Genomic DNA, 26,819 nt, shown 5'->3' with positions numbered 1-26,819 from the left:
CGATGCCCGACCAAATGGCCGAAACACCGTGGTACTTGGTGTATCCAGGCAGTTCCGTGTCAACCGGACACGGTTGGCGCGCGGTCCCATCGGACAGAAAGCTGCGGCCGGAAGCCGTCGGCGGCACGCGGAAACACCAACGGGGGTTGGACCATGTCGGACACCGTCACCATCACCGAACAGCCCTACGCGTCCACGGACGTGCCCACGCCCTACCTCGATCCCCTGCAGATCCCGCCGGTCCTCCGGCCGGGCGAGCAGGGTCTCGGCACCGAGCTGGAGATCGAACTCCGCGAGAGCCTCAAGACCCTGCACAGCGAACTGCCCCCGACCACCGTCTGGGCCTACGAAGGGCAGTTCCCGGGCCCCACCATCGAGGTGCGGCGCGACCGGCGGATCCGCATCGCCTGGAGGAACGGCATCGCCGGCACCATGCCGGTCACGGCCGTGGAGGTGCCGTTCGTCACCAAGCCCGGTGCGGTGCAGGCCACCACGCGGCCCGGCCGGGAGGGCGTCGCCCCGGTCCGGGCGGTCGCCGCCCTGCCCGCGTGGACGGTGACCCATGTGCACGGCGCGGTCACCGGCGGAGGCAACGACGGCTGGGCGGAGAACGCCGTCGCGTACGGCGACGCCCAGCTCTCCGAATACCCCAACGCCCACCGGGCGACGGCCTGGTGGTACCACGACCACGCCATGAACATCACCCGGTGGAACGTCTTCGCCGGACTCGCCGGGATGTACCTGGTCCGCGACGTGGAGGAGGACGCGCTGGGCCTGCCGTCCGGCGCGTACGAGATCCCGCTGATCGTCGCCGACCGCAACTTCGACACCGGCGGGGACGGCCGCCTCACGGGCGACCTGCTGCACAAGACCCTGGACCAGGGCCCGGACCCGGAGACCGGCAAGCATGTGACCTTCCCGTTCACCGGGCCGTACACCCTGGTCAACGGTGTGCTGTGGCCCCATCTTGACGTCGAGGCGCGCTGGTACCGCTTCCGGCTGCTCAACGCCTCCAACGCCCGCGTCTACAACCTGGCGCTGATCGACGAACACGGCCGCGTCGTCCCCGGCGCCGTCCGCCAGATCGGCTCGGACGGCGGGCTGCTGCCCCGTCCCGTACCCGTCGACTTCGGCCCCGGGCAGCCGCAGCTCACCATCGTCCCCGCCGAACGCATGGACCTCCTCGTCGACTTCCGCGCGCTGCGCGGGAGGAGGCTCCGGCTGGTCAACGTGGCCACCGCGCCGCCCGGCGAGGCCGACCCGGTGAACGATGTGCCTTTCCCCCAGGTGATGGAGTTCCGTGTGGGGCAGGAGGCGGTCACCGACCGGTTCAAGCTCCCCGCGGTGCTCTCGCCCTCCTTCGAGCGGGTCGAGGTGAAGGAGCACCACCGGCACCGGCTCGTCGTCATCACCGAGCCCGGCACGAAGGGCGGCGGTGGGCACCCCGAACTCTGGGAGATGGAGGAGGTCAAGAATGGCTCCGTGCCCGTACCGTCCGACGGCGTCATCCAGCTCACCGGCAAGGACGGCACGACCCGGACGTACCGCCGCACCGCGCGGACCTTCGACGACACCCTCGGCTTCAAGGCCGCGCACGACGAGCCGGAGGTGTGGAGCCTGCTGAACATCAGCCGGTTCACGCACCCCCTCCACATCCACCTCGTCGACTTCCAGCTGCTGGAGCGGCAGCCGGTCGACAGCGACGGCTTCGACCTCGCGCTCGGCGGCACCCGTACGCCCGTCGTCCCCGACACCGCGCACCCGGTGCCCGTCGCCCCCAACGAGCAGGGCTGGAAGGATGTGTTCCGAGTGCCGGGCCGTCAAATGGTCACGGTGGCAGGGCGGTTCACCGGAGCGTACGGACGGTTCATGTACCACTGCCATCTGCTGGAGCATGAGGACATGGGCATGATGCGGCCGTTCGTCGTCATGCCGCCGGAGGTGATGGCGTTCGACCATCACACGCCGGACCATGATCACGATCACGGCCACTGAGCCGCGCACGGAGCACAAGGCGTCCCCGGCCCAACGGTGTTGACCTCGGTATTCCCGTGTGTCACATTCTGCGCACCAGCCCCGCCCCGAGCCAGGGAGCGCCATGAGATCCGACCCGCTCGTCGAGCACCGGACCATCGAGGTCATCCCCGACGAGGAGCGACACGGCTCCCCGCGCGGCCAGTTCACCCTCTGGTTCGGTGCCACGACGCAGATCACGGCGATCGTCGACGGCGCGCTGGCCGTCGTCGCCGGGTCGGACGCGCTCTGGGCGATCCCCGCGCTGCTCCTGGGCAATGTGCTGGGCGGCGCCGTCATGGCCCTGCACGCGGCCCAGGGGCCACGGCTGGGGCTGCCGCAAATGATCTCCAGCCGGGCGCAGTTCGGGGTGTACGGCGCCGTCCTGCCGCTCGTCCTCGTCGTCCTGATGTACCTCGGCTTCGCGGCCACCGGCAGCGTGCTGGCCGGTCAGGCGGTCAGCAGACTGCTGCACCTCGGTGACACCACCGCCGGCATCCTCGTCTTCGGCGCGCTGACCGCCGTGGTCGCCGTGACCGGATACCGGGTGATCCATATCGCAGGCCGGATCGCCACCGTCGCGGGCGTCGCCGGTCTCGGGTATCTGATGGCCGCGGTCCTCGTCCGCTACGACGTGGCCGGGCATGTGGGGGAGAAGCCCTTCGACGCGGCCACGTTCCTGCTGGCCGTCGCCCTCGGGGCCGGCTGGCAGCTGACCTTCGGCCCGTACGTCGCCGACTACTCGCGCTACCTGCCCCGGAGCACGAGCGCGCGGGCGACCTTCTGGTCCGCCTTCGGCGGCAGCGTCGTCGGCTCGCAGTGGGCCATGACCCTCGGCGCCCTGATCGCCGCTGTCGCCGGTGACGCCTTCCTGTCCGACCAGGTCGGCTTCGTCGGAGACCTGGCCGGACCGGCCGCCGCGGCCCTCCTCGTCTACCTGGTGATCGTGACGGGCAAGCTGACCGTGAACTGCCTCAACGCGTACGGCGGGTTCATGTCCCTGCTGACTACCGTCACCGCCTTCACCGGCCGCTCCGCCCTGGCCCCCGCCGCCCGCGCCGCGTACATCACCGGATTCACGGCGGTCTCGGTGCTCATCGCGACCGTGGCCAGCGCGGACTTCCTCGACAACTTCAAGAGCTTCGTCCTGCTGATACTGACCGTCTTCACGCCGTGGAGCGCGATCAACCTCACCGACTACTACCTGATCTCCCGGGAGCGGGTGGATGTCCCCGCTCTGTACGACCCCGACGGGCGGTACGGCCGCTGGAACGTGACGGCGCTCTCCTGCTATGTCCTGGGGGTGGCCGCACAGGTCCCGTTCCTGGCCCAGAAGCTCTACACCGGCCCGGTGGCCGAGCGGCTCGGCGGGGCGGACGTCTCGTGGATCGTCGGGCTCGTCGTCACCGGCGCTGTCTACCACGCGTGGGCCCGCCGGCGCCCGTCCCGGCCGCCGGCGGTCTCCTACCCCTCCTCCTCCGAGGCCTCTTCATAGGCCCGCTCCAGCGCCCGCACGTCGATCTTCGTCATCTGCAGCATGGCCTTCATGACCCGGTCCGACTTCACGGGGTCGGGATCGCCCAGCCGGTCGGTGAGGGTCCTGGGGATGATCTGCCAGGAGACGCCGTAGCGGTCCTTGAGCCAGCCGCAGGGCCCCGGCTCGCCGCCCGCCCCGAGCTTCTCCCACAGCTCGTCCACCTCCTCCTGCGACGTGCAGTCGACATAGAGGGAGACGGCCTCGTTGAAGGTGAACTGGGGTCCGCCGTTGAGCGCGATGAACTGCTGCCCGGCGAGTTCGAATGTGACCGTCATGACCGTCCCCGGCTCTCCCGGGCCCGCCTCCCCGTAGCGCTGCACATGGACGATCCGGGAGTCCGGGAAGAGGGAGGTGTAGTGCTCGGCGGCCTCCTGGGCCCGGTCGTCGAACCACAGGAACGGGGTGATCTTCTGCATGGCGCCTCTCCTGGCACTCGCCTGGGAATCCGGACGAAGCGGCGGAAGCCGCCGCCGATCGGGCCTGTCGGACGCGGCCCGGCCGCTACCCTGCCCGCGCTCCGGCGTGCCCACGCGTGGGTGTCACCCGAACGGCCCCGGCCGGGTGCGGTGCCCCTTCCCGCGCGTCCACGCCCCGGAATGTGAGGCGAGTCATTCCCCGGCCCGATTGGCCGCGAAAATGTTTTTCCATTCGCCGAACGGAAAAGGAATTTCGGCTCGGACGGGCCAGCCCAACGGGCCGTTGGTAGCGGTGTGTAGTCGATCGCTGAGGGTTCACGCGGGTGACCTGCGAAGCCTCCTGGCGGCCGGGCACGTAGCGTGACTCTTTGAAAATGTCAATTCCCCTCAAACTCTTGACGACATCCTGGCGCTCCTTTCACCATTCCGATCAGGACTTGTCAGATACCGCGGGTAAGTCCTCCCCCCACCCCGTACAACTTCTAGATCACTCCTACCTTCCGATCCCAGGACGACCGGCGCCGCCGGACGTGCCGAGTGCCGGGCCCGGTCCCCCGAGGGGCCACCGCCCGGTCCTGCCCCCACCAACGAAGGCAAGACATTCATGAGTGACCGCACTCTCACCGCGGCCGACACCGCGACCGACGTGTCGGCCCCGGCCACGGCGCCCGCCCACGTGGACGCCGGCGACGCGGGCTACAGCAAGGACCTCAAGTCCCGCCACATCAACATGATCGCGATCGGCGGCGCCATCGGCACCGGCCTCTTCCTCGGAGCCGGCGGCCGCCTCGCCAGCGCGGGACCCTCCCTCTTCATCGCCTACGCGGTGTGCGGCATCTTCGCCTTCTTCGTCGTGCGCGCCCTCGGTGAGCTCGTCCTGTACCGCCCGTCCTCCGGAGCGTTCGTCTCCTACGCCCGTGAATTCATGGGGGAGAAGGGCGCCTTCGCCGCCGGCTGGCTCTACTTCCTGAACTGGGCCACCACCGGCATCGCCGACATCACGGCCGTCGCCACCTACACCCACTACTGGGGCATGTTCAGCGACATCCCGCAGTGGGTCCTGGCGCTGATAGCCCTCGCGGTCGTCCTCACCGTGAACCTCATCTCGGTGAAGTACTTCGGCGAGATGGAGTTCTGGTTCGCGATCATCAAGGTCGGCGCGCTCGTCGTCTTCATGTTCATCGGCATCTTCCTGCTGGTCAGCCAGCATGACGTCGGCGGCACCACCCCGGGTCTGCACAACGTCCTCGACCACGGCGGCATCTTCCCGGTCGGCGTGATGCCGATGCTGATGGTCATCCAGGGCGTCGTCTTCGCCTACGCCTCCGTCGAGCTGTGCGGTGTCGCCGCGGGCGAGACGAAGAACCCCGAGAAGATCATGCCGAAGGCGATCAACTCGATCATGTGGCGCGTCGGTCTCTTCTACGTCGGCTCGGTCGTCCTCCTGGCGCTGCTGCTGCCGTACAACGCCTTCACCGGCGGCGAGAGCCCCTTCGTCACCGTCCTGTCCAAGATCGGCGTCCCGTACGCGGCCGGCGTGATGAACCTCGTCGTCCTCACCGCGGCGCTCTCCAGCCTCAACTCCGGCCTCTACTCCACCGGACGCATCCTGCGCTCGATGGCCATGTCGGGCTCCGCGCCGAAGTTCACCGGCCGCATGAACAAGGGCCAGGTGCCCTACGGCGGCATCCTGCTCACCGCGTTCTTCTGCGTCCTGGGCGTCGCCCTGAACTTCGTCGTCCCCGACAACGCCTTCGAGATCGTGCTGAACTTCGCCGCCATCGGCATCATCGGCACCTGGGGCATGATCATGCTCTGCTCGCTGCTCTTCTGGCGCCGCTCCAAGGAAGGCCGGGTCACCCGCCCCTCCTACAAGCTGCCCTTCGCCCCCTACACGCAGATCGTCACGCTGGTCTTCCTGGCCGGAGTGCTGGTCCTGATGGCGGCCGACAAGGGCGCCAGCCGGGACACCATCCTGTGCCTGCCGCTCATCGCGGCGGCCCTGGTCGGCGGCTGGTTCGTCGTCCGCGGCCGCGTCGAGCGCACCCGCCGCGAGGCGGAGCTCCAGCGGGCGGGCGGTTCGGAGGGCTGATCCCTCCCCGTCCGGTCCATGACGGTGCCGCGGTCCCTCCCCGGAGGGGCCGCGGCACCGTCGTTCCCGGCTGGGGAAGGGGCCGGACACCCGTCGCACCGGGGGAGCACACCCGTGACGACCGGGTGTCCATCCCCCTCCGGTCACGCCCCCGCACCCGGACCTGCGCCCCCGTCCTGGACCGGCTGCGCGCCGAGCACCGGACGGTCGCGCGCCTCCAGGAAGCACCGGCCGCCCCTGCTCGCGGACCTCGCGACCGCGGATCCCCGGCGTTTCCGGGCCGAGCTCGCCCGGCTGTCGGAGGAGCCGACCGCCCACCTCGACCACGAGGAGGAATCGCTCCTCCCGCTGGTGACATCACGTAGCGGCCGTTGGATCCCGAGTGACATCGCGGGCGTCCGCGTGTGAGGACGGGCATAGGGCGTGCGTCACTTACTGCGCGGCTTAGTGAAGTACGCCCGCCTGCCCATGGGATTTCCCCGGAGCGGTGGGGCGCGTGAACGGCCTCCGGTAGTAGGTCACAGGCATTGTCAGGCGATTTCCGGGCCGCTAACAATTGCTGGACCCGCTGGGGCGCCGTCGGATTACGGCGCTTCTTTCGTACCGGGTTTCCGGTGCGGTGCGACTCCGCGATCGGGAAGAGGTTCTTCTTCGTCATGCGTTCCACTCACTCCGGCTATACCCGTCTGTCCAAGGTCCACAAGATTTCCGCCGCTGGTCTCGGTGCCGCCGGTGCGGCCGCCGTGGCGTTCGCGATGGTCTCCGGTGGCCCGGCCGCAGCCGATGTGCAGTCGGTGGGCGTGAAGCCCGTGGCGTTCGACGCGAAGTCGTTCAAGACCGACGCCGACCAGGGCGAGCTGGCGAAGCAGGCCGACGAGGCCGCTGCCCAGGCGAAGGCCCAGGTCCAGCAGAAGACCGACCGTGCCGGCGAGCAGGCCGCGAGCCGCTCCACCGAGCGCAAGCCGGTCAAGGCCGCCGCTCCGGCGCCGAAGGCCTACGGCAACGACCTGGACGGCTGGATCAACCAGGCGCTGGACATCATGCGGGCCAAGGGCATCCCGGGTTCGTACGAGGGCATCAAGCGCAACGTTCTGCGCGAGTCGACCGGTAACCCCCAGGCGATCAACGACTGGGACGTCAATGCGGTGAATGGTGTGCCGTCGAAGGGTCTGCTGCAGATCATCGACCCGACGTTCAAGGCCTTCCATGTGGACGGTACGTCCTGGGACATCTACGACCCGGTGGCCAACATCGTCGCGTCCTGCAACTACGCCGCCAAGACCTACGGCTCCATGGACAACGTCAACTCCGCGTACTGATCCGTCACGCACCGCAGAGGGCGGTGGCACCCGAGAGGGAGCCACCGCCCTCCGTGCGTTCCACACTGGACCGTCGGGTAGCGTGCGGAACGGTAGATGATCTTCAGTGAATGATCTTCAACGAAGGGCGGGGGCGTACTCCTCATGATCCGGACCCTCTTCTGCATCGCGGTGACCCAGGAATTCTTCAACGCCGGCGACGAGGAACGCACCGAGGTGATGGAGGCCATCCCCGGCGCGTTCGCCGACCTCGCCGGCCGCTTCGGCGCCACCGTGCTGGGCACCTTCGACGACGACCGGATGATGGTCGGCGCCTCCACCGGCTGGCCCTGGACCTCGTACATCCTCGCGGACATGCCCGACCTGGCCGCGGTCGAGGGGATCTGCGGCATCGTCCGCGAGACGCGCCTGGGCGACGGACGGCTGTGGAAATACCTGCGGATCGAGGCGCGGGCGGGCCGGCAGCTCTTCTTCGGCAATGCCTGAGCGGGCGGGAAAGGCGGACGCGTGATGCCGTACGGAACAGAGCTCGACGGACAAACGGCCCTGATCACCGGCAGTGCCCGGGGGCTCGGCCGCGCCCTGGTGCGGGCCTTCCTGGACGCCGGCGCCCGGGTCGTGGCGTGGGACGTGGACGAGGACGCGAACCGGGCCATGGCCGAGGAGACCGACGCCGGCGGGGAGCGCGTCGTACCCATGACCTGCGACCTGGCCGACCTGGACGCCCTCACGGACCGCTACCGCGAGGTCCTCGAGCGCTACGGAACCATGGACATCCTCGTCAACAACGCCGCCCGGGCCCTGACCAAGCCCCTCCGGGACATCACGCCCGCCGAATGGGACCAGGTCTTCGACGTCAACCTGCGGGCCGCGTTCTTCCTCACCCGCGAGGTCACCGGCGACATGCGGACCCGGGGGAGCGGCCGCGTCGTCAACCTCGCCTCCATCGCCGGCCAGGCCCCCCGGCCCACCGGCGCCGCCTATGGAGCGGCCAAGGCCGGGCTGATCGCCCTCGGCCGGGTCTTCGCCGCAGAACTCGGCCCCCACGGGATCACCGTCAACACCATCGCCCCCGCCATGATCGACACCCCTATGGTCCGCGCCGTCGGCGAGGAGGTCCTGGCCGGGCTGACGGCTCAGGTTCCCGTGGGGCGCATCGCCACCCCCGAGGAGGTGGCGCGGCTGGCCGTCTATCTGGCCGGGCCGCACGCCGGGTTCATCACGGGGGCGACCTACGACATCAACGGCGGCGCGCTGATGCGCTGACCCCGACTGCGCCGACCCGAACTGCGCCGCCCCGACTGTGCTGACCGGACTGTGCTGACCCGAAAACTGTGTAGCGCCCGCTGACGGAAAGTGAGGAAGCGGGCGTCCGCGTGTGAGCCCGGCCATGGGACCTGGATCACTTACTGCGTTGCTTAGTGGTGGCCGTCGGCTTTTATCGGGGGAATTCGCGCCGGTGCGGGTGGGTGTGGACGGTGGTCGGTAGTAGGTCACAGGCATTGTCAGGGGTTTTCCCGGCCGCTAACAATTGCTGGACCCGCTGGGGCGCCGTCGGATTGCGGCGCTCGTTTCGTATCGGATCTCCGGTGCGGTGCGGTTCCGCGATACGGGAAGAGGTTCTTCTTCGCATGCGTTCCACTCACTCCGGTTATACCCGTCTGTCCAAGGTCCACAAGATTTCCGCCGCCGGTCTCGGTGCCGCTGGTGCGGCCGCCGTGGCGTTCGCGGTGGTCTCGGGTGGTCCGGCCGCCGCTCAGTCGGTGGCCGTGAAGCCGGTGGCGTTCGACGCCAAGGCCTTCACCGCGGACGAGCAGGGCCGGGGCGAGCTCGCGCAGCAGGCCGACGAGGCCGCCGCGCAGGCGCGGACGGAGGCCGCCGCGACGGTCAAGGCCGACGGCGAGGCGAAGGCCGCCAAGGCCGCCGCGGACAAGGAGCGCGCCGAGAAGGAGACCGCGAGCCGTTCCGCCGCGCGTCAGCCGGTCAAGGCCGCCGAGCAGGCCCCGGCCGCCGCTCCGGCGCCGAAGGCCTACGGCAACGACCTGGACGGCTGGATCAACCAGGCGCTGGACATCATGCGGGCCAAGGGCATCCCCGGCTCCTACGAGGGCATCAAGCGCAACGTCCTGCGCGAGTCGACCGGCAACCCCCAGGCGATCAACGACTGGGACGTCAACGCCGTGAATGGCGTGCCGTCGAAGGGTCTGCTGCAGATCATCGACCCGACGTTCCAGGCCTTCCACGTGGACGGTACGTCCTGGGACATCTACGACCCGGTGGCCAACATCGTCGCGTCCTGCAACTACGCCGCCAAGACCTACGGCTCCATGGACAACGTCAACTCCGCCTACTGATCAGTTCCAACTGCTGATCAGCCGGAATTGAACATCACCCGGGCGTCATCAGCCGGGCAGAGTCAGATCGGGGCGCAGCCGGTGCCAGATGGGGTGCCGGACGTGCCCCGCCGGCGTCCAGCCGGTCAGGGTGATCTCGGCGACGAGCCGTGGTTCGACCCAGTGCGCGCCGGGCGCGTCGACCGGACCGGCGAAGGGCGAGTCCTCCCGGGCGACCGCCGACAGATAGCGGGCGAGGTCCCGGCGTTCGTGCCCGGACAGCCCCGAGCCGACGGAGCCGACGTAGCGCAGGCCCGTCGGCTCGTCCACGCCCGCCAGGACCGCGCCGGGGAGCCCGGCCAGCGAGCCCCGGCCCTCCGTCCAGCCCCCGATGACCACGTCGAGGGTGAGCAGGTGCTTGACCTTCCGCCAGTCGGGTGACCGGACGCCGGGCAGGTAGTACGAGGTCAGCCGCTTGGCGATGACGCCCTCGTACCCGTGCCGCAGCGTGGCGTCCCATGCCCGCCGCCCGTGGCCCGCCAGGTGCGTGGGCACGGACCAGTTCCGGCCGGTGAGCCCCATCCCGGCGAGCACGGCCCGCCGCTCCTGGTAGGGGGTGGCCATCAGGGACCGGCCGCCGACGTGCATCACGTCGAAGAGCATCAGGTGGATCGGGTACTCCATGGCCAGGTGCGCCGCCCGCCGTGGGTTCGCGATGCCCATGCGGCGCTGGAGCAGCCCGAAGTCGGGCCGGCCCTTCTCGTCCATCGCCACGATCTCGCCGTCGAGGACGGTGGGGCGGCCCTGGAGCTGCAGGCCCAGCTCGCGCAGCTCGGGGTAGGTGGTGGTGACGTCGTTGCCCGTCCTGCTGACGAGCTGGATGCCGCCGTCCCCCGACGCCGTGACGACGCAGCGCACACCGTCCCACTTGACCTCGAAGCCCCACTCCGTCTCCTCGTGCTCGTCCGGCAGCGGTCCGGGGACCGTCAGCATGGGCCGGATCGCGGGGAGCGGGGCGACGGGCAGGGCCATGTCTTCGATGGTCCGGCGCGCGGCGGGGTTTCGCAGGTCATGCACGTGGGGGGAGCCGCCGCCCGGGCGTAGCCCGCGGCGCCGGGCCGTCCGGGACGCGGGCGCCCGCGGACCTCCGGGACACCGGTACCCGCACCCGGGGGAAAACCCCACCCCGTACTGCCCGGCTGCCACCATTCCCCGCTGACCTGGACCTTTCTACCGTCGTAGGCACGATGACCGGCGAAGGAAGGGACCTCATGGCGTCGCGCCGCGACCGCGTATCCACCGAGCAGCACCCGGGGCACGGCCCCGCGGTCGAGCTGCGCGCCGTGCGGCGCGCCTACGGCCGCGGCGAGGGCGCCGTCCAGGCCCTGCGGGGTGTGGACCTCGCGCTGCCGCGCGGCAGCTTCACCGCGGTGATGGGCCCCTCCGGGTCCGGCAAGAGCACGTTCCTGCAGTGTGCAGCCGGCCTGGACCGGCCGAGCGCGGGACAGGTGCTGCTGGGCGGCCAGGAGATCACCGGGCTCAACGAGGACCGGCTGACGAAGCTGCGGCGCAGCCGCATCGGCTTCGTCTTCCAGTCCTTCAACCTGCTGCCCTCGCTGTCCGTGCTGCAGAACGTCCTGCTCCCGCAGCGTCTCGCCGGCGAGCGCCAGGACCGGCGCCGGGCCCAGGAGCTCCTGGCCGAGGTCGGCCTGGACGGGTACGGCAGGCGCCGCCCCGGGCAGCTCTCCGGCGGGCAGCAGCAGCGGGTCGCGATCGCCCGGGCGCTGATCACCCGGCCCGAGGTGGTCTTCGCCGACGAGCCGACCGGCGCGCTCGACACCCGCTCCGCCCAGGAGGTCCTCGGCCTGCTGCGGCGGGCCGTCGACACGCTCGGTGCCACCGTCGTCATGGTCACCCACGACCCGGTGGCCGCCTCCCACTCCGACCGGGTCCTCTTCCTCGCCGACGGACTCCTCGCCGGCGAGCTGACCCGGCCCGACCCGCAGAGCGTCGCCGACCGGATGGTCGCGCTGACCGCCGCGCACGGCGGCCGTCACGCGGGGGCGGCGGCATGACGAACGGCCTCGCACGGGCATCCGTGCGCTTCCGGCCCGCCTCGTTCGCGGGCAGCCTCGTCGCGCTGCTGTTCAGCGCCGCGATCATCACCGCCTGCGGCGTCCTGCTGCAGACCGGCATCACCGCACACGTCACACCCGTGCGCTATCAGCACATCCCCGTGGTCGTCGCCGGGGACACCCAGGTGCGGATCACCACGGGCCACGGCGAGAACCGCAGCACCTCCGAGGCCGCGCTGCCCGAGCGCGCCCGCGTCGACACCTCGCTGGCCGCGAGGATCGCGGCCCGGCCGGGCGTGGCGACGGCCGTGCCCGACGTCTCCTTCCCCGTCCAGCCCGCTGCCGGGACCTCCGCGGCGGCCTGGACCGGGCGGCCCTACGCGACCGTCGGCCTCGACACGGCCGCCGGCACCGCCGCCCTGGTCCAGGGCCGCGCCCCGCGCGCCGAAGAGGTCGTCCTGGACGCCGCCTCCGCCCGCGCCGCGCACCTGGCCACCGGCGACCGCGTCGCGCTCGCCGCCCCGGGCGGCACCGCCACCTACCGCGTCTCCGGCCTCGCCCCTGCGGGCAGCGGTGGCGCGACCGCCTGGTTCGCCGACCGCACAGCGGACCGGCTCTCCGGGCACCCGGGCACGGCGGACGCCATCGCCGTCCGCGCCCGCCCCGGCGTCACCGGCACCGTGCTCGACCGGCAGGTACGGCAGGCCGTGGGCGACGACGCCCGGGTCCTGACCGGTGACGCCCGGGGCCGGGCCGAGGAGCCCGGCCTCACCGGGGCGAAGGAGGTGCTGACCGGGCTCGGCGGGTCCTTCGGCGGCATCGCCGCCATGACCGCCGTCTTCGTCGTCATCGGCACCGTCGCCCTGGCCACCGGTCAGCGCTCCCGCGAATTCGCCCTGCTCCGGGCGATCGGCGCCACCCCGCGGCAGATCCGCCGGACCGTCGCCACCGAGGCCATGATCGTCGCCCCGGTCGCCGGAGCCCTCGGGATCCTGCCCGGCCTGGCCCTGGCCTCCTGGTGGTTCGACCAGCTCGTGGACCGCGGCGCGATCCCCGAGCAGGTCTCCCTCGACATCGGCCCCATTCCCCTGGGCGTCGCGATCGGCACCACCCTGGTGTCCGCGCTGATCGCCGGTTACGCCGGCGCCCGCCGCCCCGCGAAGCTCCGCCCGAGCCTCGCCCTGGGCGAGTCCGCCGTCGAACGCCGCCGCCCCGGCGTGATCCGCACCGCCCTCGGCCTGGCCGCCGCGGCCGGCGGCGTCACCCTCGCCGGGCTCGCCGCCGGACAGGACGGGGACAACGCGGCCAACACGGCCCTCGGCGTCGTCATGTGCTTCCTGCTGGCCGTCGCCCTCCTCGGCCAGCCGCTCACCTGGCTGTGCACGACCGTCCTCGGCCTGCCCCTCCGTTCCGCCGGCGCGTCCGGCTCGCTGGCCGCCGACAACACCCGGGCGCACGCCCGCCGGCTGGCCTCCGCCATCACCCCGATCGCCATGGTGACCGCCTTCTGCGGCACGCTCGTCTTCCTGCAGAGCACCATCCGGCACGTCGCCGACGACCACGTCCGCAGTGGCGTCGTCGCCGACCATGTCCTCACCCCCGGTGGTCCCGGCCTGCCCGCCGCCACCGCCGGCCGGGCCGCCCGCGTTCCCGGCGTGGACACCGCCGTCGGCGTCCTGCGCACCGGAGTCGTCCACCGCTCCGGCGACGCCCTGCAGTCGTCCACCGCCCTCGGTGTCTCCGGCGACCCGGCGAAGCTGGCCCGGGTGCTCGACCTCGGGGTCGGGAGCGGCTCCCTCGCCGCCCTGGGGACCTCGCCGGACACCGTCGCCCTGGACGCCTCGCTCGCCCGCAGCCTCCATGTCAGGCCGGGCGACGCCGTCCCGTTCTGGCTCGGCGACGGCACCCGCGTCCGGCCCCGGCTGGTCGCCACCTACGAGAGGGGCCTGGGCCTCGGCGAGGTCCTGCTGCCCCGCGCGGCCGTCGCCGGACACACCTCCGCCGCCCTCGACGCACAGGTCCTCGTCCGCGACGCGCCCGGTGCCGACCACGCCGCCGTCGCCCGGCGGCTGGCCGCGCTCGGCACCCCCGGCAGCACCGTCACCGACGCCGCGGGCTTCGCCGCGCGGGCCGACCGGGACCGGGAGCTCAACGCCTGGGCGAACACCGTCATGGCGGCCGTCCTCGGCGGTTTCGCCGCCGTCGCCGCGGCCAACACCCTGGTCATGACCGTCCTCGACCGCCGCCGCGAGGTCGCCCTGCTCCGGCTCTCCGGCACCACCCGCCGTCAGGTGCGCGACATGATGCGCTGGGAGGCGCTGCTGGTCGCCGTCACCGGGCTCCTCGTGGGCGGAGCCATCGCCTGGACGACCCTGGTGCCGATCGCCCGCGGCGTCACCGGATCCGCCCCGTACGTCCCGGCCGGCACGGCCCTGCCACTGGCCGCCGCGACCGTCCTGCTCGTCCTCGCCGCCACCGGCCTGCCGACCCGGGCCCTGCTCCGGCGCGGGCCCCTGGCGGCCGGCGCCGAACGGCAGTGACTCACCGAAGGTGAACGTCCGCTTCAGCGCCGGGAGTTGCGCACCCTCGTAAAACCGGGTGCGCGCTCCCGGCGGGAGTGGTACCCCAGTTGGTCATGGAAGATCTTGTGACGGAGCGGCTCGTGCTCCACCCCTTGACCCCCGACGAGGCCCGGCGCCTGGTGGCCCGCCGCCCGGCCGCCGACGACCACTGGGCACCCGGCTACCCCACCGACGGCGACGTGGAGTCGGCCACGGACTTCCTCGGCCACTGCGCGGCCACGGGTGACCCCCAACCCTTCGGGGACTACGAGATCCGTCGGCGCTCCGACGGCCTCGTCATCGGCAGCCTGGGCTTCCACCGCCCGCCCGGCGCGGACCGCACCGTGACCGTCGGCTACGGCGTCGTCGCGTCCGCCCGCGGCCGGGGGTATGCCACCGAGGCGCTGCGCGCCCTGCTCGCCCTCGCCCGCGACCGCGGCATCACCCGCGTCAAGGGCGATGCCGACCTCGGCAACGTCGCCTCCCAGCGTGTCATGACGGCTGCCGGCATGCGGGCCGTGGGGGAGGACGCCCGGGTCAGGTATTACGAGGTCGTATGGCCCTGTACGGTGTCGGCTGCCGGGCGGTCGTGACGGGCGATGCCGAACTGGGGGGTTGGGGGGATCCGTTGGCGGCTTTGCCGCTGGATTGAGCCCCTGGCCCGCCCTTTCGCCGTTTCCCCGGGGCGGGGCCCCGGACCCGAACCGCGCTCCGCGCGGTGGCGGGGCTTTGCCCCTGCGCCCCACCGGGGGCTGCGCCCCACCGGGGGCTGCGCCCCCTGCCCCCCTGAAGCGCCCTTCGGGCGCTGTCCTCAGAGGGCGTTTAATCTAGGCGGATTGCCGCTTATGCCCTAGTAGGTTCCTCGCCAGGTTGGTGTGGTCTCGTCCGTTATGCGCTTGGCGAGGTTGTCGATGGACGCGACCTGGATCATGGCCTCGGAGCTGGCGGTAAGAGTCTCGTAGTCGCGGGCGAGGCGTCGGTGCATCATGATCCACCCGATACTCCGTTCCACCACCCAGCGCCTTTTCACGACATGAAATCCGCGAACTCCGGGGTTCCTGTTGACGACTTCGACGTCGATTCCGAGCTTCGCCCCGTGCTCGACGACGGCGTTCTTGAAGCCGGTGTCGACCCAGCTCTTGGAGATGGTCGGATACGTTTCCTTCGCTTGGTCGAGGAGGCGTATTCCCAGGGCGTTCTCGTGGAGGCCGGCGGCCGTGACGGTCACGGCGAGGATGAGGCCGAGCGTGTCGGTCAGGATGCCGCGCTTGCGGCCTACGATCTTCTTGGCGGCATCGATTCCCTGGCTGGTCACGGGCACGTTGGTGGAGGTCTTCACGCTCTGGGTGTCGATGACGGAGGCGGTGGGTTCGGGCTTGCGGCCTTCCTTTACGCGGGCCAATCCCGTGAGGTCGTAGTTGAGTTGGGCGAAGATTCCCTCGTCGCGCCAGGCCGCGTAGTAGAAGTAGACGGTGCCGTGTCCGGGGAAGTCGTGCGGGAGGTACTTCCAGGGGATTCCCGTGCGGTTCAGATAGAGAATCGCGTTGAACACATCGCGGAGTTCGACCGTGGCCGGCTTTCCGGTGGGGCGACGGTCGAGCCGGGCTTTCCGCCAGGCCGTCAACGTCGGCTCGATCAAGGCCCATCGGGCGTCGGACAGGTCGCTGGGGTACGGCTTCCGCTGGCTCACGCCGTAGCGTGATCATGGTCGAGACGGACGGTGTCGTTCCGCTGCATGTTCGGCGATTCTCCCTGATCTTGAAACCAGACGGACTCCCGGCGTCAGAAGCGAGCGAAACGGACGACAGGTCCCGAGCAGCGACGGGGCACGAAGTCTGCATACCTCGCGAAGCCAAGCAAACTAGGGCAGCGGCAAAGGCCATTTATCGGAACAGAACTAGGTAAACGCCCTCTCAAACGCCGGACAGGCTGGGTGTGTGCCCCTGCCCCGCCCTTTCACCGTTTCTTCCGGGGAGACCCCGGACCCCGTCCGCCCTCCGGGCGGAGTCCTCAAGCGCCGGACGGGCTGAAGTGCACGCCCGGGCTGAAGTACGCACCCCGGCCGAAGTGCGCACCCGGGCTGAAGTGCCCGCCTGGGCTTTGGAATCCGGTCGGGCGCGAAACCCAGCCCGTCCGGCGTTTGAGGCGGCGAAGCCGCGACAAACGGGGTCCGGGGCGGAGCCCCGAAAAGGGGGCCAGGGGCGGAGCCCCGGAAGCAGGGGTGCAGGGGGCGCAGCCCCCGCCGGGGCGCAGGGGCGGAGCCCCGCCCCACCGCGCGGCAGCGCGGTGCCGGGCCGAGGGGGCGGAGCCCCCGGAAGTGGGGGCACCCCCTCTGGGGGAGGTGAAAGGGCGGGGCGGGGACTCATCGCCCACCGGCCGAACCCCCGTGGGCATGTGATCACCTGACGGCTATCCCCCCGTCACAAACACCGGCTTTCCTGTGAGCGCCGCAGCCCCCACCACCCCCAGGAAGAACACCATGCCGCTCACCCGACCCGCCGCCCTCGCGACCGCCCTCACCGCCGCCGCCCTCACCGCCACCCTTGCCACACCCGCGGCCGCCGCCCCGGCTTCCGTCCCCGAGCTGAAGGTGCTCACCTACAACACCTTCCTGATGAGCACCAATCTCTACCCCAACTGGGGCCAGGAGCACCGGGCCAAGGAGATCGCCAAGGCCGGCTTCTTCCAGGGCAACGACGTCGTCGTCCTCCAGGAGGCCTTCGACAACCAGGCGTCCGACGCTCTCAAGGCCGACGCCACGGCCCAATACCCCCACCAGACCCCCGTCGTGGGCCGCAGCAAGGACGGCTGGGACGCCACCGGTGGCAACTACTCCGCCACCACCCCGGAGGACGGCGGCGTCACCGTCCTCAGCAAGTGGCCGATCCTGCGCAAGGAACAGGTCATCTACAAGGACGCGTGCGGTGCCGACTGGTGGTCCAACAAGGGCTTCGCCTACGTGGTGCTGGACGTGAACGGCACCAAGGTCCATCTCGTCGGCACCCACGCCCAGTCCACCGACGGCGGATGCAAGGCGGGGGAGGCGGCGGCCGACCGTGCCCGGCAGTTCCGCCAGATCGGGGACTTCCTCGACGCCAAGCACATTCCTGCCGACGAGCAGGTGATGGTTGCCGGCGACCTCAACGTCGACTCCCGCAGCGACGAGTACCCCGCCCTGCTCGCCAACGCCGGCCTCGCCCCGGCCGACACCCGCGACGGCCACCCGTACTCCTTCGACACCAAGGAGAACTCGATCGCCGCCTACCGCTACCCCGACGACGCCCGCGAGGACCTGGACTACGTCCTCCACCGCAAGGGCCACGCCCGCCCGGCCGCCTGGCGCAACACCGTGGTCAAGGAGCGGTCCGCGCCGTGGACGGTGTCGAGCTGGGGCAAGGAGTACACCTACACCAACCTCTCGGACCACTACCCGGTCGTCGCCGGCGGGCGCTGAGACCACCGCGCGGCCCGGCGCCCCTCCCGCGCCGGGCCCTTCGACGCCCCGAATCCTCCATCACATCTTCATCCGGCAATGACACCTTGGTGTCATTCCGTGTGATGCGATGGGTACGTGAGTGCCGTTGCATCGAACTGAGTTGGGGGACTCGAACGATGACGGAGCGATTGCCGGACACACGTCGACCCGGGGCGCCGGTCACCACGAAGGGTGCGTGGTCCCATGCCGCGCACTGACTCGGCACCCCGCACGGCGACACTCGCCGAGATTCTCAACGACCGTCACGCCACGCCGGGACCGCGTCCCCCGCTGGGCGCCCGGGCGAAGTACGCCCTGGTGATACGCCGCTTCGAATTCCTGCCGGGCTACGTTCCCCAGGCCGTCGTACCCGGCCTGCTGGGCGCCGCCTCCTGGGGGCAACTGGGGTCCCTGAACGCCGTACTCGCCATGCTGTGGTCCATATCCGGCCTACAGGTCGCCAACATGGCCAACGCCCTGGCCGACAGGGAGCAGGACCGCCGGCTCAAATCCCGGCAGTCGAGAGCCGTTTACGGCCTCGGGGTCACCCGGGTCGTCCTGCACACCGCCGTCTCCACGCTCGTCTACGCGGCCGTGGCCGCCTTCCTCGCCGTCCGGACCCACCACTGGGACCTGCTCGGGTACGCCGCAGCCTTCCTCTTCATCGGATTCGCCTACTCGCTCCCGCCGTTGCACCTCAAGAGCCGCGGCATCTGGCACCTGCTCTCGCTCCAGACGGGCTGCATGCTCCTGCCCGGCATCGCGATCCTGCGCGCCTACGACCACGCCACGCCCTGGGCCCACGTCTGGACCCTGACCGGCTTCGCCATGGTCGTGACCTCGCTCTTCGTCACGAGCCACTGCGAGGACTACGTCGTGGACGGGCAGTTCGGCACCCGCACCTACGTCCGCGCCCTCGGCCTCGCCGGCGCCCTGTACCTCCAGTCCGCGATGCTGTTCCTCGGCTCGCTGCTGCTCCTCGGCGCGATATGGGCGATCGACGGACCCACCTGGGGATTCGTGCCGTACGCCGTCGCCTGGCTGCCCAGCCAGCGGCTGCTGTTCGCGGCGGTACGGGTGGTGCACCGCGTCCCGCTCGACGAGGCGATGGACTACTTCCACCGCAAGTCCCTTCACGGGCCCTACCACTCGGCACTGATGAGCTGGGCGACGGTGGCCCTGGCGGCCCTCGTCCTGACCGGGCGCTGAGCCCGGCCGGCGACTGCCCGCTCCTGCCGCCGTCCTACGCTTGCTGCCGACAGCGCGACGCGCACCACTCCAACCCGGTAGGGATACAGGGGATGTTGACCAGACTCGCTCGTCTCGCGATCGACCGGCCGAAGCCGGTGCTGATCGGCGCTCTGCTCGTCGTCATCGCATGCGGCGTCTTCGGCGTCTCCGTGCTGGACCGCTTCAAGGAGGGCGGGTTCGTCCCCCCGGACGCCGAATCGGCCCGGGCGTCGCGCATCGTCGACCGGCACTTCACCGGTGCCCAGCCCAACCTCATCGTCGCCGTCACCTCCGACGACGGTGCCGACAGCCCCACCGCGCGGCGCGCGGGGGACACCGTCACGTCCTGGCTGGCCTCGCGCCACGACATCGGCGGCGTCCGGTCCTACTGGCGCCTCGGCCCCCGGGACGGCGGCGCACTGCGCAGCGACGACGGCCGGAGCGCGCTGATCACCGCCCGCATCGACGCCGACGACACCGATCTGCCCAAGGTCTCCCGCAGGATCAAGGCGGACCTGCCCCGGCCGGACGGCGTGACGCTGCGCGTCGGCGGCTACGGCATCATGACCGACGAACTCAACAGCCGGACCGTCAAGGACGCCACCGTCGGCGAGGCCGTCGCCTTCCCCGTCTCCCTCGTCGTCCTGGTCGTCGTCTTCGGCAGCCTGATAGCGGCCGGACTCCCGCTGCTCGTCGGCGCCGTCTCCATCGTGACCACCCTCGCGATCCTGCGCCTGGTGACCGCCTTCGCCGACGTCTCCATCTACGCCCTCAACATGACGACCCTCCTCGGCCTCGCCCTGGGCATCGACTACAGCCTGTTCATCGTCAGCAGGTACCGCGAGGAACTCCGTGCCGGACACGGCCTCCAGGACGCCGTGCTGCGCACCGTGCGGACCGCCGGGCGCACCGTGGTGTTCTCGGGCGTGACCGTCGCCCTCGCCCTCGCCGCGCTCATCGTCTTCCCGGTGTTCTTCCTCAAGTCCTTCGCCTACGTCGGCATCGCCGTCGTCCTCGTCGCCGTCCTGACCGCGGTGCTGGTGCTGCCCGCCGCCCTGACGCTGCTCGGCCACCGGGTCGACCGGCTCGACGTACGCGTCCCGCTGCGCCGCCTCCTCCGGCTCCGGCCGCCGCACGCCGTCGCGGCGGAACGGAGCCGCTGGTACCGGATGGTGGTCGTCGTCACGCGCCACGCCGTCCCCGTCGCCGCGCTCACCGTCGCCGGACTGCTGCTCCTCGGAGCGCCGTTCCTGTCCTCGAAATGGGGCTACCCCGACGACCGGGTGATCAGCGCCTCGGTCTCCGAGGCGCGCCAGGTCGGCGACCTGCTCCGCGACGGCTTCGCGGAGGACGCGTCCGCCGCCACCACCGTCGTCCTGCCCGGCTACGGGGGCGGCGAGGGGCCGCTCGCCGGGTACGCGACCGGGCTCTCCCGCGTCCCCGGGGTGTCCGAAGTGACGAGCGGCGCCGGGACGTTCGTCCACGGGGACCGGGTCGCCCCGTCCTCGCAGGGCTTGATCAATGACGCGGGCGCGGTGCTGCGCGTCGGCACCGCCGCGGACCCGTACTCCGCCGACGGCAAGCGGCTCCTGTCCGCCCTGCGCGCGGTGCCGGCCCCGGGGGAGCGGCTGTTCGCCGGCGCCGCCGCCGAGAACGAGGACGTGCTCGACGCCCTCGCCGAACCCCTGCCGCTCGCGGCCGGACTGATGGCGCTCGCCATGTTCGTGCTGCTGTTCCTCTTCACCGGCAGCCTGGTGCTGCCGCTCAAGGCGCTGGTGATGAACGCGCTGTCGCTCGGCGCCGCGTTCGGCGCGATGGTGTGGGTGTTCCAGGAGGGCCACCTGTCCGGCCTCCTGGGCTTCACCGCGACCGGATACCTCGTCGCGAACGTCCCGGTGCTGATGTTCTGCGTGGCGTTCGGCCTGTCGATGGACTACGAGGTGTTCCTGCTCGCCCGCATCCGCGAGGAGTGGCTCGCCTCGGGCCGCACCACCACGGAGGACAACACGCGTGCCGTGGCCCTGGGCGTGGCCCGCACCGGCCGCGTCTTCACGGCGGCCGCCCTCCTCATGGCCATCGTGCTGGTCGGCATGGGCATCTCGAAGGTGTCGTTCCTGCAGATGTGCGGCCTGGGCCTGGCCCTGACCGTGCTCGTGGACGCCGTCTTCGTCCGCTGCCTGCTCGCACCGGCGATGATGCGGCTGCTGGGCCGCTTCAACTGGTGGGCCCCGGCGCCGCTGGCCCGTCTGCACGGGCGCATCGGCCTGACGGAGGGGCCGTCGTCGCCGGGGCCGCGGGTGCCGGCCCCGGCGCCGCGCACCGCCCCGGCGGGCAAGGGCCGTTCCCCGGGGGACGGGGATTCCTGACCCGCCCGTGCCGACGACGGGGCGGGACGCCCGAGTGCCGGGGAACGAGCCGGCCGGGCACGCGCGCAGGAGCCGCGCCCGCGCCTCGACCGCCCGTCAGCAGCCGGCTCCGCGTCACTTCTTCGTCTTGGCCTTCGGCTTCGGCTTGGCCTTCGCCTTTGTCTGCGTCTGCGGCGGCTTGATCCACCCCTTCTTCACCAGCTCGTCGCAGTGCCACTTCGCGTGGTCCGCCGTCTCGTGGTTCTTCTTGGCGGCGGCCAGGCAGTCCGCGTACGGGTAGGGCGGCTGGTCACCGGCCGGTACCGCCCGGACCCGGACCGCCGCCGTCGCAGTGGTCGCCGTCGTCGTGGCGACCGCGCCGAACACCATCGCCGCGGCCATCATGAGCGTCGTCCAACGCACAGCATTCCTCCTGATGTGGTCGATTGATCCCTGCTCGTCCTCGTTCAACGAGCCCGGCCCGGCGAAGGAACGCCCCGCCCGCGCGTCGCGCGCCGGTCGCCGGGGGCGTAACCGCCACGGCACGGCATGGAATTCGGCACACTCCCCGCTGTGGAGATCGCCGAGTTCGTCGAAACCCTGCGCCGGGAAGGGCGGTTGCTCGCGGACGCCGCCGAGGCGGCCGGGATGGACGCCCCGGCCACGGGATGCCCGGGATGGAGGGTCCGCGACCTCGTCGCGCACAGGGGAGCCGTCCACCGCCGGGCCACCGCCTTCGTGACCCTGCGCCGGCAGCGGCCCGCACCGCTGTCCGCCGTACCCGAGATGCCCGACGGAGCCCTGGTGCCCTGGCTGCGCGAGGGACACGCCGCCCTCGTCGAGGCCCTGGGCACGGCCCCGCGGACCTCGTCTGCCGGACCTTCCTCCCCGCCCCCTCACCCCTGGCCTTCTGGGCCCGCCGCCAGGCGCACGAGACCGCCGTCGACGTACGCGGCGACGTCACCCTCGCCCGTCCGTGGCACGGTCTCGCCCGGATCTGAGGTCCTGCTGGAAGAGCCGGTACAGCCACCACAGCGACGGCACCAGCAGGAACGCGCCCGCGCCCAGGCTCGCCAGGCAGGCGGTCAGCACCGACGGGTGGGAGGCCGTCGCCGCGACCGTGGTGTCCGGCACCAGCATCAGCGGGTACTGCGCCGCGCCCCACGCCCACAGGACCGCGGCCACCGCCACCGCGGCACCCGCCCGAGCCGCGACGTACCGCCGCCGCACCAGCAGTGCCATCCCCGCCAGCCCGCCCGCCGCGCTCAACAGCACCAGCGGCAGCGCCCGGTGGGTGAGCCCGGTGAACAGTCGGGGCGCGTCCGCGTGCAGCACCGCGATGCCGGCCGCCGCCACCGGCCCGCAGGCCGCGCCCGCGGCCAGGGCCCGCCGGCGGAACGCGTCGGCCAGCTCCGGCCGCCCTTCCCGCAGCGCGTCCGCGCACAGGTAGACCGCCGACAGATGGGCGCAGGCCAGCACCGCGAGCACCCCGCCCAGGGCAGAGGTGGGATTGACCCAGCCGGTGACCGTGTCGCCCGTGGCCAGCCCCGGCGGCACCCGGCCGGAGGCCACCGCCCCCGCCACCGTGCCCAGGAAGAACGGGGTGACGACCGAGGAGACGGCGAAGCAGGCGCCGAACAGTCTGCGCGCCGCCGGCCCCGTACTCGCCTTGCGGAACGCGAATGCCGCCCCGCGGGCGATGATGCCCAGCGCGGTGAAGGTCAGCGGCAGGTAGAGCGTGGAGAGGACGGCGGCGAACACCGGCGAGAAACCGGCCCACAGCAGGACCACCACGAAGATGATCCAGACGTGGTTGGCCTCCCAGACCGGCCCGATGACGTGCTCGATCAGCTTGCGCTGCGGCAGGCCGCGCCGGCTGCCCCCGGCCAGCAGGTCCCAGAACCCGGCCCCGAAGTCGGCCCCGCCGAACAGCGCGTAGCACGTCAGCCCCAGCCACATCACGGCGAGCGTCGCGTCGGCGAGCATCGTCGGCTCCTCCTCGCACCACTGGATCCTTCACACCACCGGATAGTCCTCGACGTCCCGCTCCTGCGGCGCCACGGGCACGGGCCGCTCGGCGGTCATCCGGCGCAGTACGGCGACGGTCGCCGCGGTCATCGCCGCGTAGACCGCCAGCACGAGCCACAGCCCCGTCCCCAGCCCCGGCGCCGGGTTCACCGCCTCGCGCACCGTCATCAGCCCCTGCACGATCCAGGGCTGACGGCCCAGCTCGGTCACGCACCAGCCGCACTCCAGGGCGACGACCGCGGCCGGACCGGTGAGCGCGGCCAGCGGCAGGAAGACCCGGCCGCCGCGCACGGCCAGCGGGTCACCGCTCCCCGTGCGGCGCGCCCGCCACCACGCGAACAGCAGCCAGGCGGCCATGAACAGCAGGAAGAAACCCGCGGCCACCATCAGGTCGAAGGCCCAGTGCACCCCCGTCACCGCCGGCCGCTGCGCGGGCGGGACCCGGTCCAGCCCGCGGACGACCGCGTCCGGGCTGTCCCCGATCAGCAGCGACAGCCCGCTGGGGATCTCCAGCCCGTACCGCATCCCGTCGGCGCCCGCCACCCCGCCCAGCGTCAGCGGCACATGGCCGCCGGTGCGGAAGACGCCCTCCATCGCGGCCAGTTTGACGGGCTGGTTGGTGGCGACGAAGCGGGCCGCCCAGTCGCCCACCACGATCTGCAGCGGGGTGACGGCCGCCCCCAGCACGAAGGGCACGAGGAAACCGGCCCGCTGGTAGGCCGTCCGCCGCCCGCGCAGCAGCGCGCACGCGTGGACGCTCGCCGTGAGGAAGGCGGCGACCATCAGCGCGGCCAGGATCATGTGGACGCTCTGCGGCGGGGCGGCCGGGTTGAGCATCGCGGCCCACGGGTCGACCGCGGTGATCCGCCCCGCGCGCACCGTGAAGCCGCTGGGCTGGTTCATCCAGGCGTTGGCGCAGACCACGAAGAACGCGGAGGCGACGCCCGCGACGACGATCGGCACACCGGTCCACAGATGGACGCGCGGCGGAAGCCGGTCCCAGGCGTACAGATAGATGCCCAGGAAGATCGCCTCGATGAAGAAGGCGATCCCCTCCAGGGCGAACGGCAGCCCGATGACCTGTCCGTAGCGCCCCATCAGCCCCGGCCACAGCAGGCCGAGTTCGAAGCTCAGGATGGTGCCGGAGACGGCGCCCACCGCGAACAGCACCCCCATCGCCCGGGCCCACCGCCGGGCCAGCAGCCGCAGGACCGGGTCGCCGGTGCGCAGCCCGCGCCACTCGGTGACCAGCGTCAGCAGGGGCAGACCGACCCCCAGGCACGCCACGACGATGTGCCAGGCCAGCGAGAAGCCCATCTGCGCCCGCGCCGCGGCGAGGTCGCCGGGTGACGCGGCCGCCGCGAGGAGACGGTGAACGGGGTCGGTGAGCACGGCGCCTGAGGTACCCCGCGGGCGCGCGGCGGTAACGACGCGCCGGGCAACAGGGTGCCGGTGCCGCCCGGGAAAATACGTTGCCCGGCCCGTGGCGGCCCCGTACGGTGTGGCGCATGGGTTCTCTGTGACAGCCGGGCGCGCAGCCGCGTCGAGCCTCCCGCTCCGCCGCTGACGCCTTCCTCCGCGCACCTCCCGCACCCGCCGACGGCCGACGCCGTCCCGCGGACGGGCCGTCGTGCGCGGAGCCGCCATCGATCCTTCCCGTACTGATCGGCCCGGCCGAGAACGGAGGGTGCGTCTCCATGCACACCCCCATACACACCTCACAACTCACGCTCCACGACGTCACCAAGCGCCACCAGGACCGCACCGTCCTCGACCATGTCTCCCTCACCGTCGCCCCGGGCGAGAAGGCCGGTGTCATCGGTGACAACGGGGCCGGGAAGTCCACCCTCCTCAAACTGATGGCCGGACAGGAGCGCCCCACCCACGGCGATGTGACCCTCCGGGCCCCCGGCGGCATCGGCTACCTGGCCCAGACCCTGGACCTCCCGCCCACCGCCACCGTCCAGGACGCCGTCGACCACGCACTCGCCGATCTCCGCGCGCTCGAAACCGCGATGCGCCGGGCCGAGGCGGAGCTGTCCGAGGCGGATCTGTCCAGGGCGGAGCTGTCCGGGGCGGCGGCCCTGGAGCACTACGCCGCCCTCGTCGCCCGCTTCGAGGCCCGCGACGGCTGGGCCGCCGACGCCCGCGTCGACATCGCCCTCCACGGCCTCGGCCTGCCCGGACTGGACCGGCACCGCCCCCTGGGCACCCTCTCCGGAGGCGAACGCTCCCGCCTCGCCCTGGCCGCGACCCTCGCCGCACGCCCCGAACTGCTGCTCCTCGACGAGCCGACCAACGACCTCGACGACGACGCCGTCGCCTGGCTGGAGAACCACCTGCGCGACCACCGCGGCACCGTCGTCGCCGTCACCCACGACCGGGTGTTCCTCGAACGCCTCACCACCACCGTCCTGGAGGTCGGCTCCGGCACCGTCACCCGCCACGGGAACGGCTACGACGGCTACCTCGCGGCCGAGGCGGCCGAACGCCGGCGCCGCCTGCGGGAGTACGAGCAGTGGCGCACCGCCCTCGACCGCAACCGCGAACTGGCCGCCGCCCACGCGACCCGGCTGGACGCCGTCCCCCGCAAGCTGCCCCTGGCCAACTTCGGCCACGGCGGCTTCCGGGCCCGCGGCCGCGTCCACGGCGCGACCGCCCGCATCCGCAACGCCAAGGAACGCGTCGCCCGCCTCACCGCCCGGCCCGTCCCGCCGCCGCCCGAACCGCTCGTCCTCAACGCCCGTCTCACCGCCGCGAGTTCCACGACGACGGCGGCGGCCGAGCTCACCGACGTCCGCGTCGACGGCCGGCTCCACCTGCCCTCCCTGCGTCTGCGCGCCGGCGAACGGCTGCTGGTCACCGGCCCCAACGGGGCGGGGAAGACCACCCTGTTGCGCGTCCTCGCCGGTGAACTCGCCCCGGACGGCGGATCCGTCCGTGTCCCCGGCCGGGTGGGACACCTGCGCCAGGAGGGGACGCCCTGGCCGCCCGGCCGGACGGTGGTACAGGCCTTCGCCCACGGCCGCCCCGGCGACCCGGACGAGCACGCCGAAACCCTGCTCTCCCTCGGTCTGTTCGCCCCCGCCGACCTGCGGCTGCGCGTGGGCGAACTGTCCTACGGGCAGCGGCGCAGGATCGAACTGGCCCGGCTGGTGAGCGAGCCCGTCGACCTGCTGCTGCTCGACGAGCCAACCAACCACCTCGCCCCCGCCCTCGTCGAGGAACTGGAGGAGGCCCTGACCGGCTACCCGGGAGCCCTCGTCCTCGTCACCCACGACCGGCGGATGCGCGACCGGTTCACGGGCACGCACCTCACCCTGCGCGGCGGCCGCCCCGAGGCGCTCCGGGCCGCCCGAGGGGAGGGGTGGGGACAGCCCGAGCGGTGACCCGGG

The 26,819-nt window shown here is 71.9% G+C and carries 21 protein-coding genes; 15 read left to right on the top strand and 6 right to left on the bottom strand.

Annotated features, from left to right (window positions below; all coding sequences use genetic code 11):
* The first annotated feature begins 153 nt into the window (after positions 1-153).
* Positions 154-1,995, top strand: coding sequence for an O-aminophenol oxidase PhsA (gene phsA / locus AB8735_RS00625; protein WP_372404270.1), 1,842 nt, complete (start codon positions 154-156; stop codon positions 1,993-1,995).
* Between the two features lie 103 nt (positions 1,996-2,098).
* Positions 2,099-3,508, top strand: coding sequence for a cytosine permease (locus AB8735_RS00620; protein ID WP_372404268.1), 1,410 nt, complete (start codon positions 2,099-2,101; stop codon positions 3,506-3,508).
* On the opposite strand, the gene AB8735_RS00615 is transcribed toward AB8735_RS00620, so the two are convergent.
* Entirely contained in the window at positions 3,478-3,966 is a 489-nt protein-coding gene (locus AB8735_RS00615) for a VOC family protein (RefSeq protein WP_344021533.1), read from the bottom strand. The two genes, AB8735_RS00620 and AB8735_RS00615, sit on opposite strands and share 31 nt — an antisense overlap.
* Positions 3,967-4,570: 604 nt before the next feature.
* On the opposite strand from AB8735_RS00615, the gene AB8735_RS00610 reads away from it, so the two are divergent.
* From AB8735_RS00610 to AB8735_RS00585, 6 genes are all read left to right on the top strand, one after another.
* A complete protein-coding gene (locus AB8735_RS00610; protein ID WP_372404266.1) occupies positions 4,571-6,058 on the top strand; it encodes an amino acid permease in 1,488 nt (495 codons plus the stop codon).
* 114 nt (positions 6,059-6,172) lie between these two features.
* The gene (locus AB8735_RS00605; protein ID WP_372404264.1) at positions 6,173-6,466 is read left to right on the top strand and encodes a hypothetical protein; all 294 of its coding nucleotides are present in this window, start codon (positions 6,173-6,175) and stop codon (positions 6,464-6,466) included.
* Between the two features lie 248 nt (positions 6,467-6,714).
* The gene (locus AB8735_RS00600) at positions 6,715-7,377 is read left to right on the top strand and encodes a transglycosylase SLT domain-containing protein (protein ID WP_372404263.1); all 663 of its coding nucleotides are present in this window, start codon (positions 6,715-6,717) and stop codon (positions 7,375-7,377) included.
* Positions 7,378-7,521: 144 nt separating this feature from the next.
* Positions 7,522-7,863 carry a hypothetical protein gene (locus AB8735_RS00595; RefSeq protein WP_372404261.1) on the top strand — a complete coding sequence of 114 codons (342 nt, stop codon included), beginning with the start codon at positions 7,522-7,524 and terminating at the stop codon, positions 7,861-7,863.
* Positions 7,864-7,887: 24 nt separating this feature from the next.
* Complete coding sequence (locus tag AB8735_RS00590; RefSeq protein WP_372404260.1) at positions 7,888-8,643, top strand: SDR family NAD(P)-dependent oxidoreductase; 756 nt, start codon at positions 7,888-7,890, stop codon at positions 8,641-8,643.
* 365 nt (positions 8,644-9,008) lie between these two features.
* Complete coding sequence (locus AB8735_RS00585) at positions 9,009-9,731, top strand: transglycosylase SLT domain-containing protein (protein ID WP_372404258.1); 723 nt, start codon at positions 9,009-9,011, stop codon at positions 9,729-9,731.
* 48 nt (positions 9,732-9,779) lie between these two features.
* Here AB8735_RS00585 and ligD read toward each other — a convergent pair whose 3' ends face one another.
* A complete protein-coding gene (ligD, locus tag AB8735_RS00580) occupies positions 9,780-10,742 on the bottom strand; it encodes a non-homologous end-joining DNA ligase (RefSeq protein WP_372404256.1) in 963 nt (320 codons plus the stop codon).
* 239 nt (positions 10,743-10,981) lie between these two features.
* On the opposite strand from ligD, the gene AB8735_RS00575 reads away from it, so the two are divergent.
* The 3 genes from AB8735_RS00575 to AB8735_RS00565 all read left to right on the top strand — a co-directional run bounded on the left by AB8735_RS00575 (position 10,982) and on the right by AB8735_RS00565 (position 14,939).
* Entirely contained in the window at positions 10,982-11,785 is an 804-nt protein-coding gene (locus tag AB8735_RS00575; protein WP_372404254.1) for an ABC transporter ATP-binding protein, read from the top strand.
* Positions 11,782-14,325, top strand: coding sequence for an FtsX-like permease family protein (locus AB8735_RS00570; protein WP_372404252.1), 2,544 nt, complete (start codon positions 11,782-11,784; stop codon positions 14,323-14,325). The genes AB8735_RS00575 and AB8735_RS00570 overlap by 4 nt, the downstream gene beginning before the upstream one ends.
* A gap of 95 nt (positions 14,326-14,420) precedes the next feature.
* Positions 14,421-14,939, top strand: coding sequence for a GNAT family N-acetyltransferase (locus tag AB8735_RS00565; protein ID WP_344021514.1), 519 nt, complete (start codon positions 14,421-14,423; stop codon positions 14,937-14,939).
* 257 nt (positions 14,940-15,196) lie between these two features.
* Here the strand turns inward: AB8735_RS00565 and AB8735_RS00560 are convergent, their stop codons facing one another.
* On the bottom strand, positions 15,197-16,036 hold the full coding sequence (locus tag AB8735_RS00560; protein WP_372404251.1) for an IS5 family transposase: 840 nt from the start codon (positions 16,034-16,036) through the stop codon (positions 15,197-15,199).
* Positions 16,037-16,825: 789 nt separating this feature from the next.
* Here AB8735_RS00560 and sph point away from each other — a divergent pair.
* The 3 genes from sph (at position 16,826) to AB8735_RS00545 (ending at position 21,417) form a co-directional block, all read left to right on the top strand.
* Complete coding sequence (sph, locus tag AB8735_RS00555; RefSeq protein WP_372404249.1) at positions 16,826-17,800, top strand: sphingomyelin phosphodiesterase; 975 nt, start codon at positions 16,826-16,828, stop codon at positions 17,798-17,800.
* A 225-nt stretch (positions 17,801-18,025) separates the two neighbouring features.
* Entirely contained in the window at positions 18,026-19,030 is a 1,005-nt protein-coding gene (locus tag AB8735_RS00550) for a UbiA family prenyltransferase (protein WP_372404247.1), read from the top strand.
* A 92-nt stretch (positions 19,031-19,122) separates the two neighbouring features.
* The gene (locus tag AB8735_RS00545) at positions 19,123-21,417 is read left to right on the top strand and encodes an MMPL family transporter (protein ID WP_372404245.1); all 2,295 of its coding nucleotides are present in this window, start codon (positions 19,123-19,125) and stop codon (positions 21,415-21,417) included.
* A gap of 114 nt (positions 21,418-21,531) precedes the next feature.
* Here AB8735_RS00545 and AB8735_RS00540 read toward each other — a convergent pair whose 3' ends face one another.
* The 3 genes from AB8735_RS00540 to AB8735_RS00530 all read right to left on the bottom strand — a co-directional run bounded on the left by AB8735_RS00540 (position 21,532) and on the right by AB8735_RS00530 (position 24,816).
* Entirely contained in the window at positions 21,532-21,819 is a 288-nt protein-coding gene (locus tag AB8735_RS00540; RefSeq protein WP_372404243.1) for a hypothetical protein, read from the bottom strand.
* 537 nt (positions 21,820-22,356) lie between these two features.
* Positions 22,357-23,382 (bottom strand): cytochrome d ubiquinol oxidase subunit II, encoded by a 1,026-nt coding sequence (locus AB8735_RS00535; RefSeq protein ID WP_344021501.1) that lies wholly within the window; start codon positions 23,380-23,382, stop codon positions 22,357-22,359.
* A gap of 30 nt (positions 23,383-23,412) precedes the next feature.
* On the bottom strand, positions 23,413-24,816 hold the full coding sequence (locus tag AB8735_RS00530; RefSeq protein ID WP_372404241.1) for a cytochrome ubiquinol oxidase subunit I: 1,404 nt from the start codon (positions 24,814-24,816) through the stop codon (positions 23,413-23,415).
* Positions 24,817-25,133: 317 nt separating this feature from the next.
* Here AB8735_RS00530 and AB8735_RS00525 point away from each other — a divergent pair, with 317 nt between their 5' ends.
* Positions 25,134-26,813, top strand: coding sequence for a TlrC/CarA/OleB/SrmB family ABC-F type ribosomal protection protein (locus AB8735_RS00525; RefSeq protein WP_372411741.1), 1,680 nt, complete (start codon positions 25,134-25,136; stop codon positions 26,811-26,813).
* The last annotated feature ends 6 nt before the right edge of the window (positions 26,814-26,819 follow it).

The sequence above is a fragment of the Streptomyces luteireticuli genome, from assembly GCF_041519305.1.
Taxonomy (GTDB): domain Bacteria; phylum Actinomycetota; class Actinomycetes; order Streptomycetales; family Streptomycetaceae; genus Streptomyces; species Streptomyces luteireticuli.
The sequence above is the reverse complement of the archived record's forward strand: the minus strand, read 5'-3'. Positions and strand labels throughout refer to the sequence as shown.

Excerpts from the sequence above, each read along its gene's own strand:
- AB8735_RS00595 (WP_372404261.1), top strand. The coding sequence starts at position 7,522 with ATGATCCGGACCCTCTTCTGCATCGCGGTGACCCAGGAATTCTTCAAC.
- ligD (WP_372404256.1), bottom strand. The coding sequence starts at position 10,742 with ATGGCCCTGCCCGTCGCCCCGCTCCCCGCGATCCGGCCCATGCTGACG.
- AB8735_RS00590 (WP_372404260.1), top strand. The coding sequence starts at position 7,888 with ATGCCGTACGGAACAGAGCTCGACGGACAAACGGCCCTGATCACCGGC.
- AB8735_RS00550 (WP_372404247.1), top strand. The coding sequence starts at position 18,026 with ATGCCGCGCACTGACTCGGCACCCCGCACGGCGACACTCGCCGAGATT.
- AB8735_RS00575 (WP_372404254.1), top strand. The coding sequence starts at position 10,982 with ATGGCGTCGCGCCGCGACCGCGTATCCACCGAGCAGCACCCGGGGCAC.
- AB8735_RS00585 (WP_372404258.1), top strand. The coding sequence starts at position 9,009 with ATGCGTTCCACTCACTCCGGTTATACCCGTCTGTCCAAGGTCCACAAG.
- AB8735_RS00620 (WP_372404268.1), top strand. The coding sequence starts at position 2,099 with ATGAGATCCGACCCGCTCGTCGAGCACCGGACCATCGAGGTCATCCCC.
- AB8735_RS00570 (WP_372404252.1), top strand. The coding sequence starts at position 11,782 with ATGACGAACGGCCTCGCACGGGCATCCGTGCGCTTCCGGCCCGCCTCG.
- AB8735_RS00610 (WP_372404266.1), top strand. The coding sequence starts at position 4,571 with ATGAGTGACCGCACTCTCACCGCGGCCGACACCGCGACCGACGTGTCG.
- AB8735_RS00600 (WP_372404263.1), top strand. The coding sequence starts at position 6,715 with ATGCGTTCCACTCACTCCGGCTATACCCGTCTGTCCAAGGTCCACAAG.
- AB8735_RS00565 (WP_344021514.1), top strand. The coding sequence starts at position 14,421 with ATGGAAGATCTTGTGACGGAGCGGCTCGTGCTCCACCCCTTGACCCCC.
- phsA (WP_372404270.1), top strand. The coding sequence starts at position 154 with ATGTCGGACACCGTCACCATCACCGAACAGCCCTACGCGTCCACGGAC.
- sph (WP_372404249.1), top strand. The coding sequence starts at position 16,826 with ATGCCGCTCACCCGACCCGCCGCCCTCGCGACCGCCCTCACCGCCGCC.
- AB8735_RS00545 (WP_372404245.1), top strand. The coding sequence starts at position 19,123 with ATGTTGACCAGACTCGCTCGTCTCGCGATCGACCGGCCGAAGCCGGTG.
- AB8735_RS00535 (WP_344021501.1), bottom strand. The coding sequence starts at position 23,382 with ATGCTCGCCGACGCGACGCTCGCCGTGATGTGGCTGGGGCTGACGTGC.
- AB8735_RS00615 (WP_344021533.1), bottom strand. The coding sequence starts at position 3,966 with ATGCAGAAGATCACCCCGTTCCTGTGGTTCGACGACCGGGCCCAGGAG.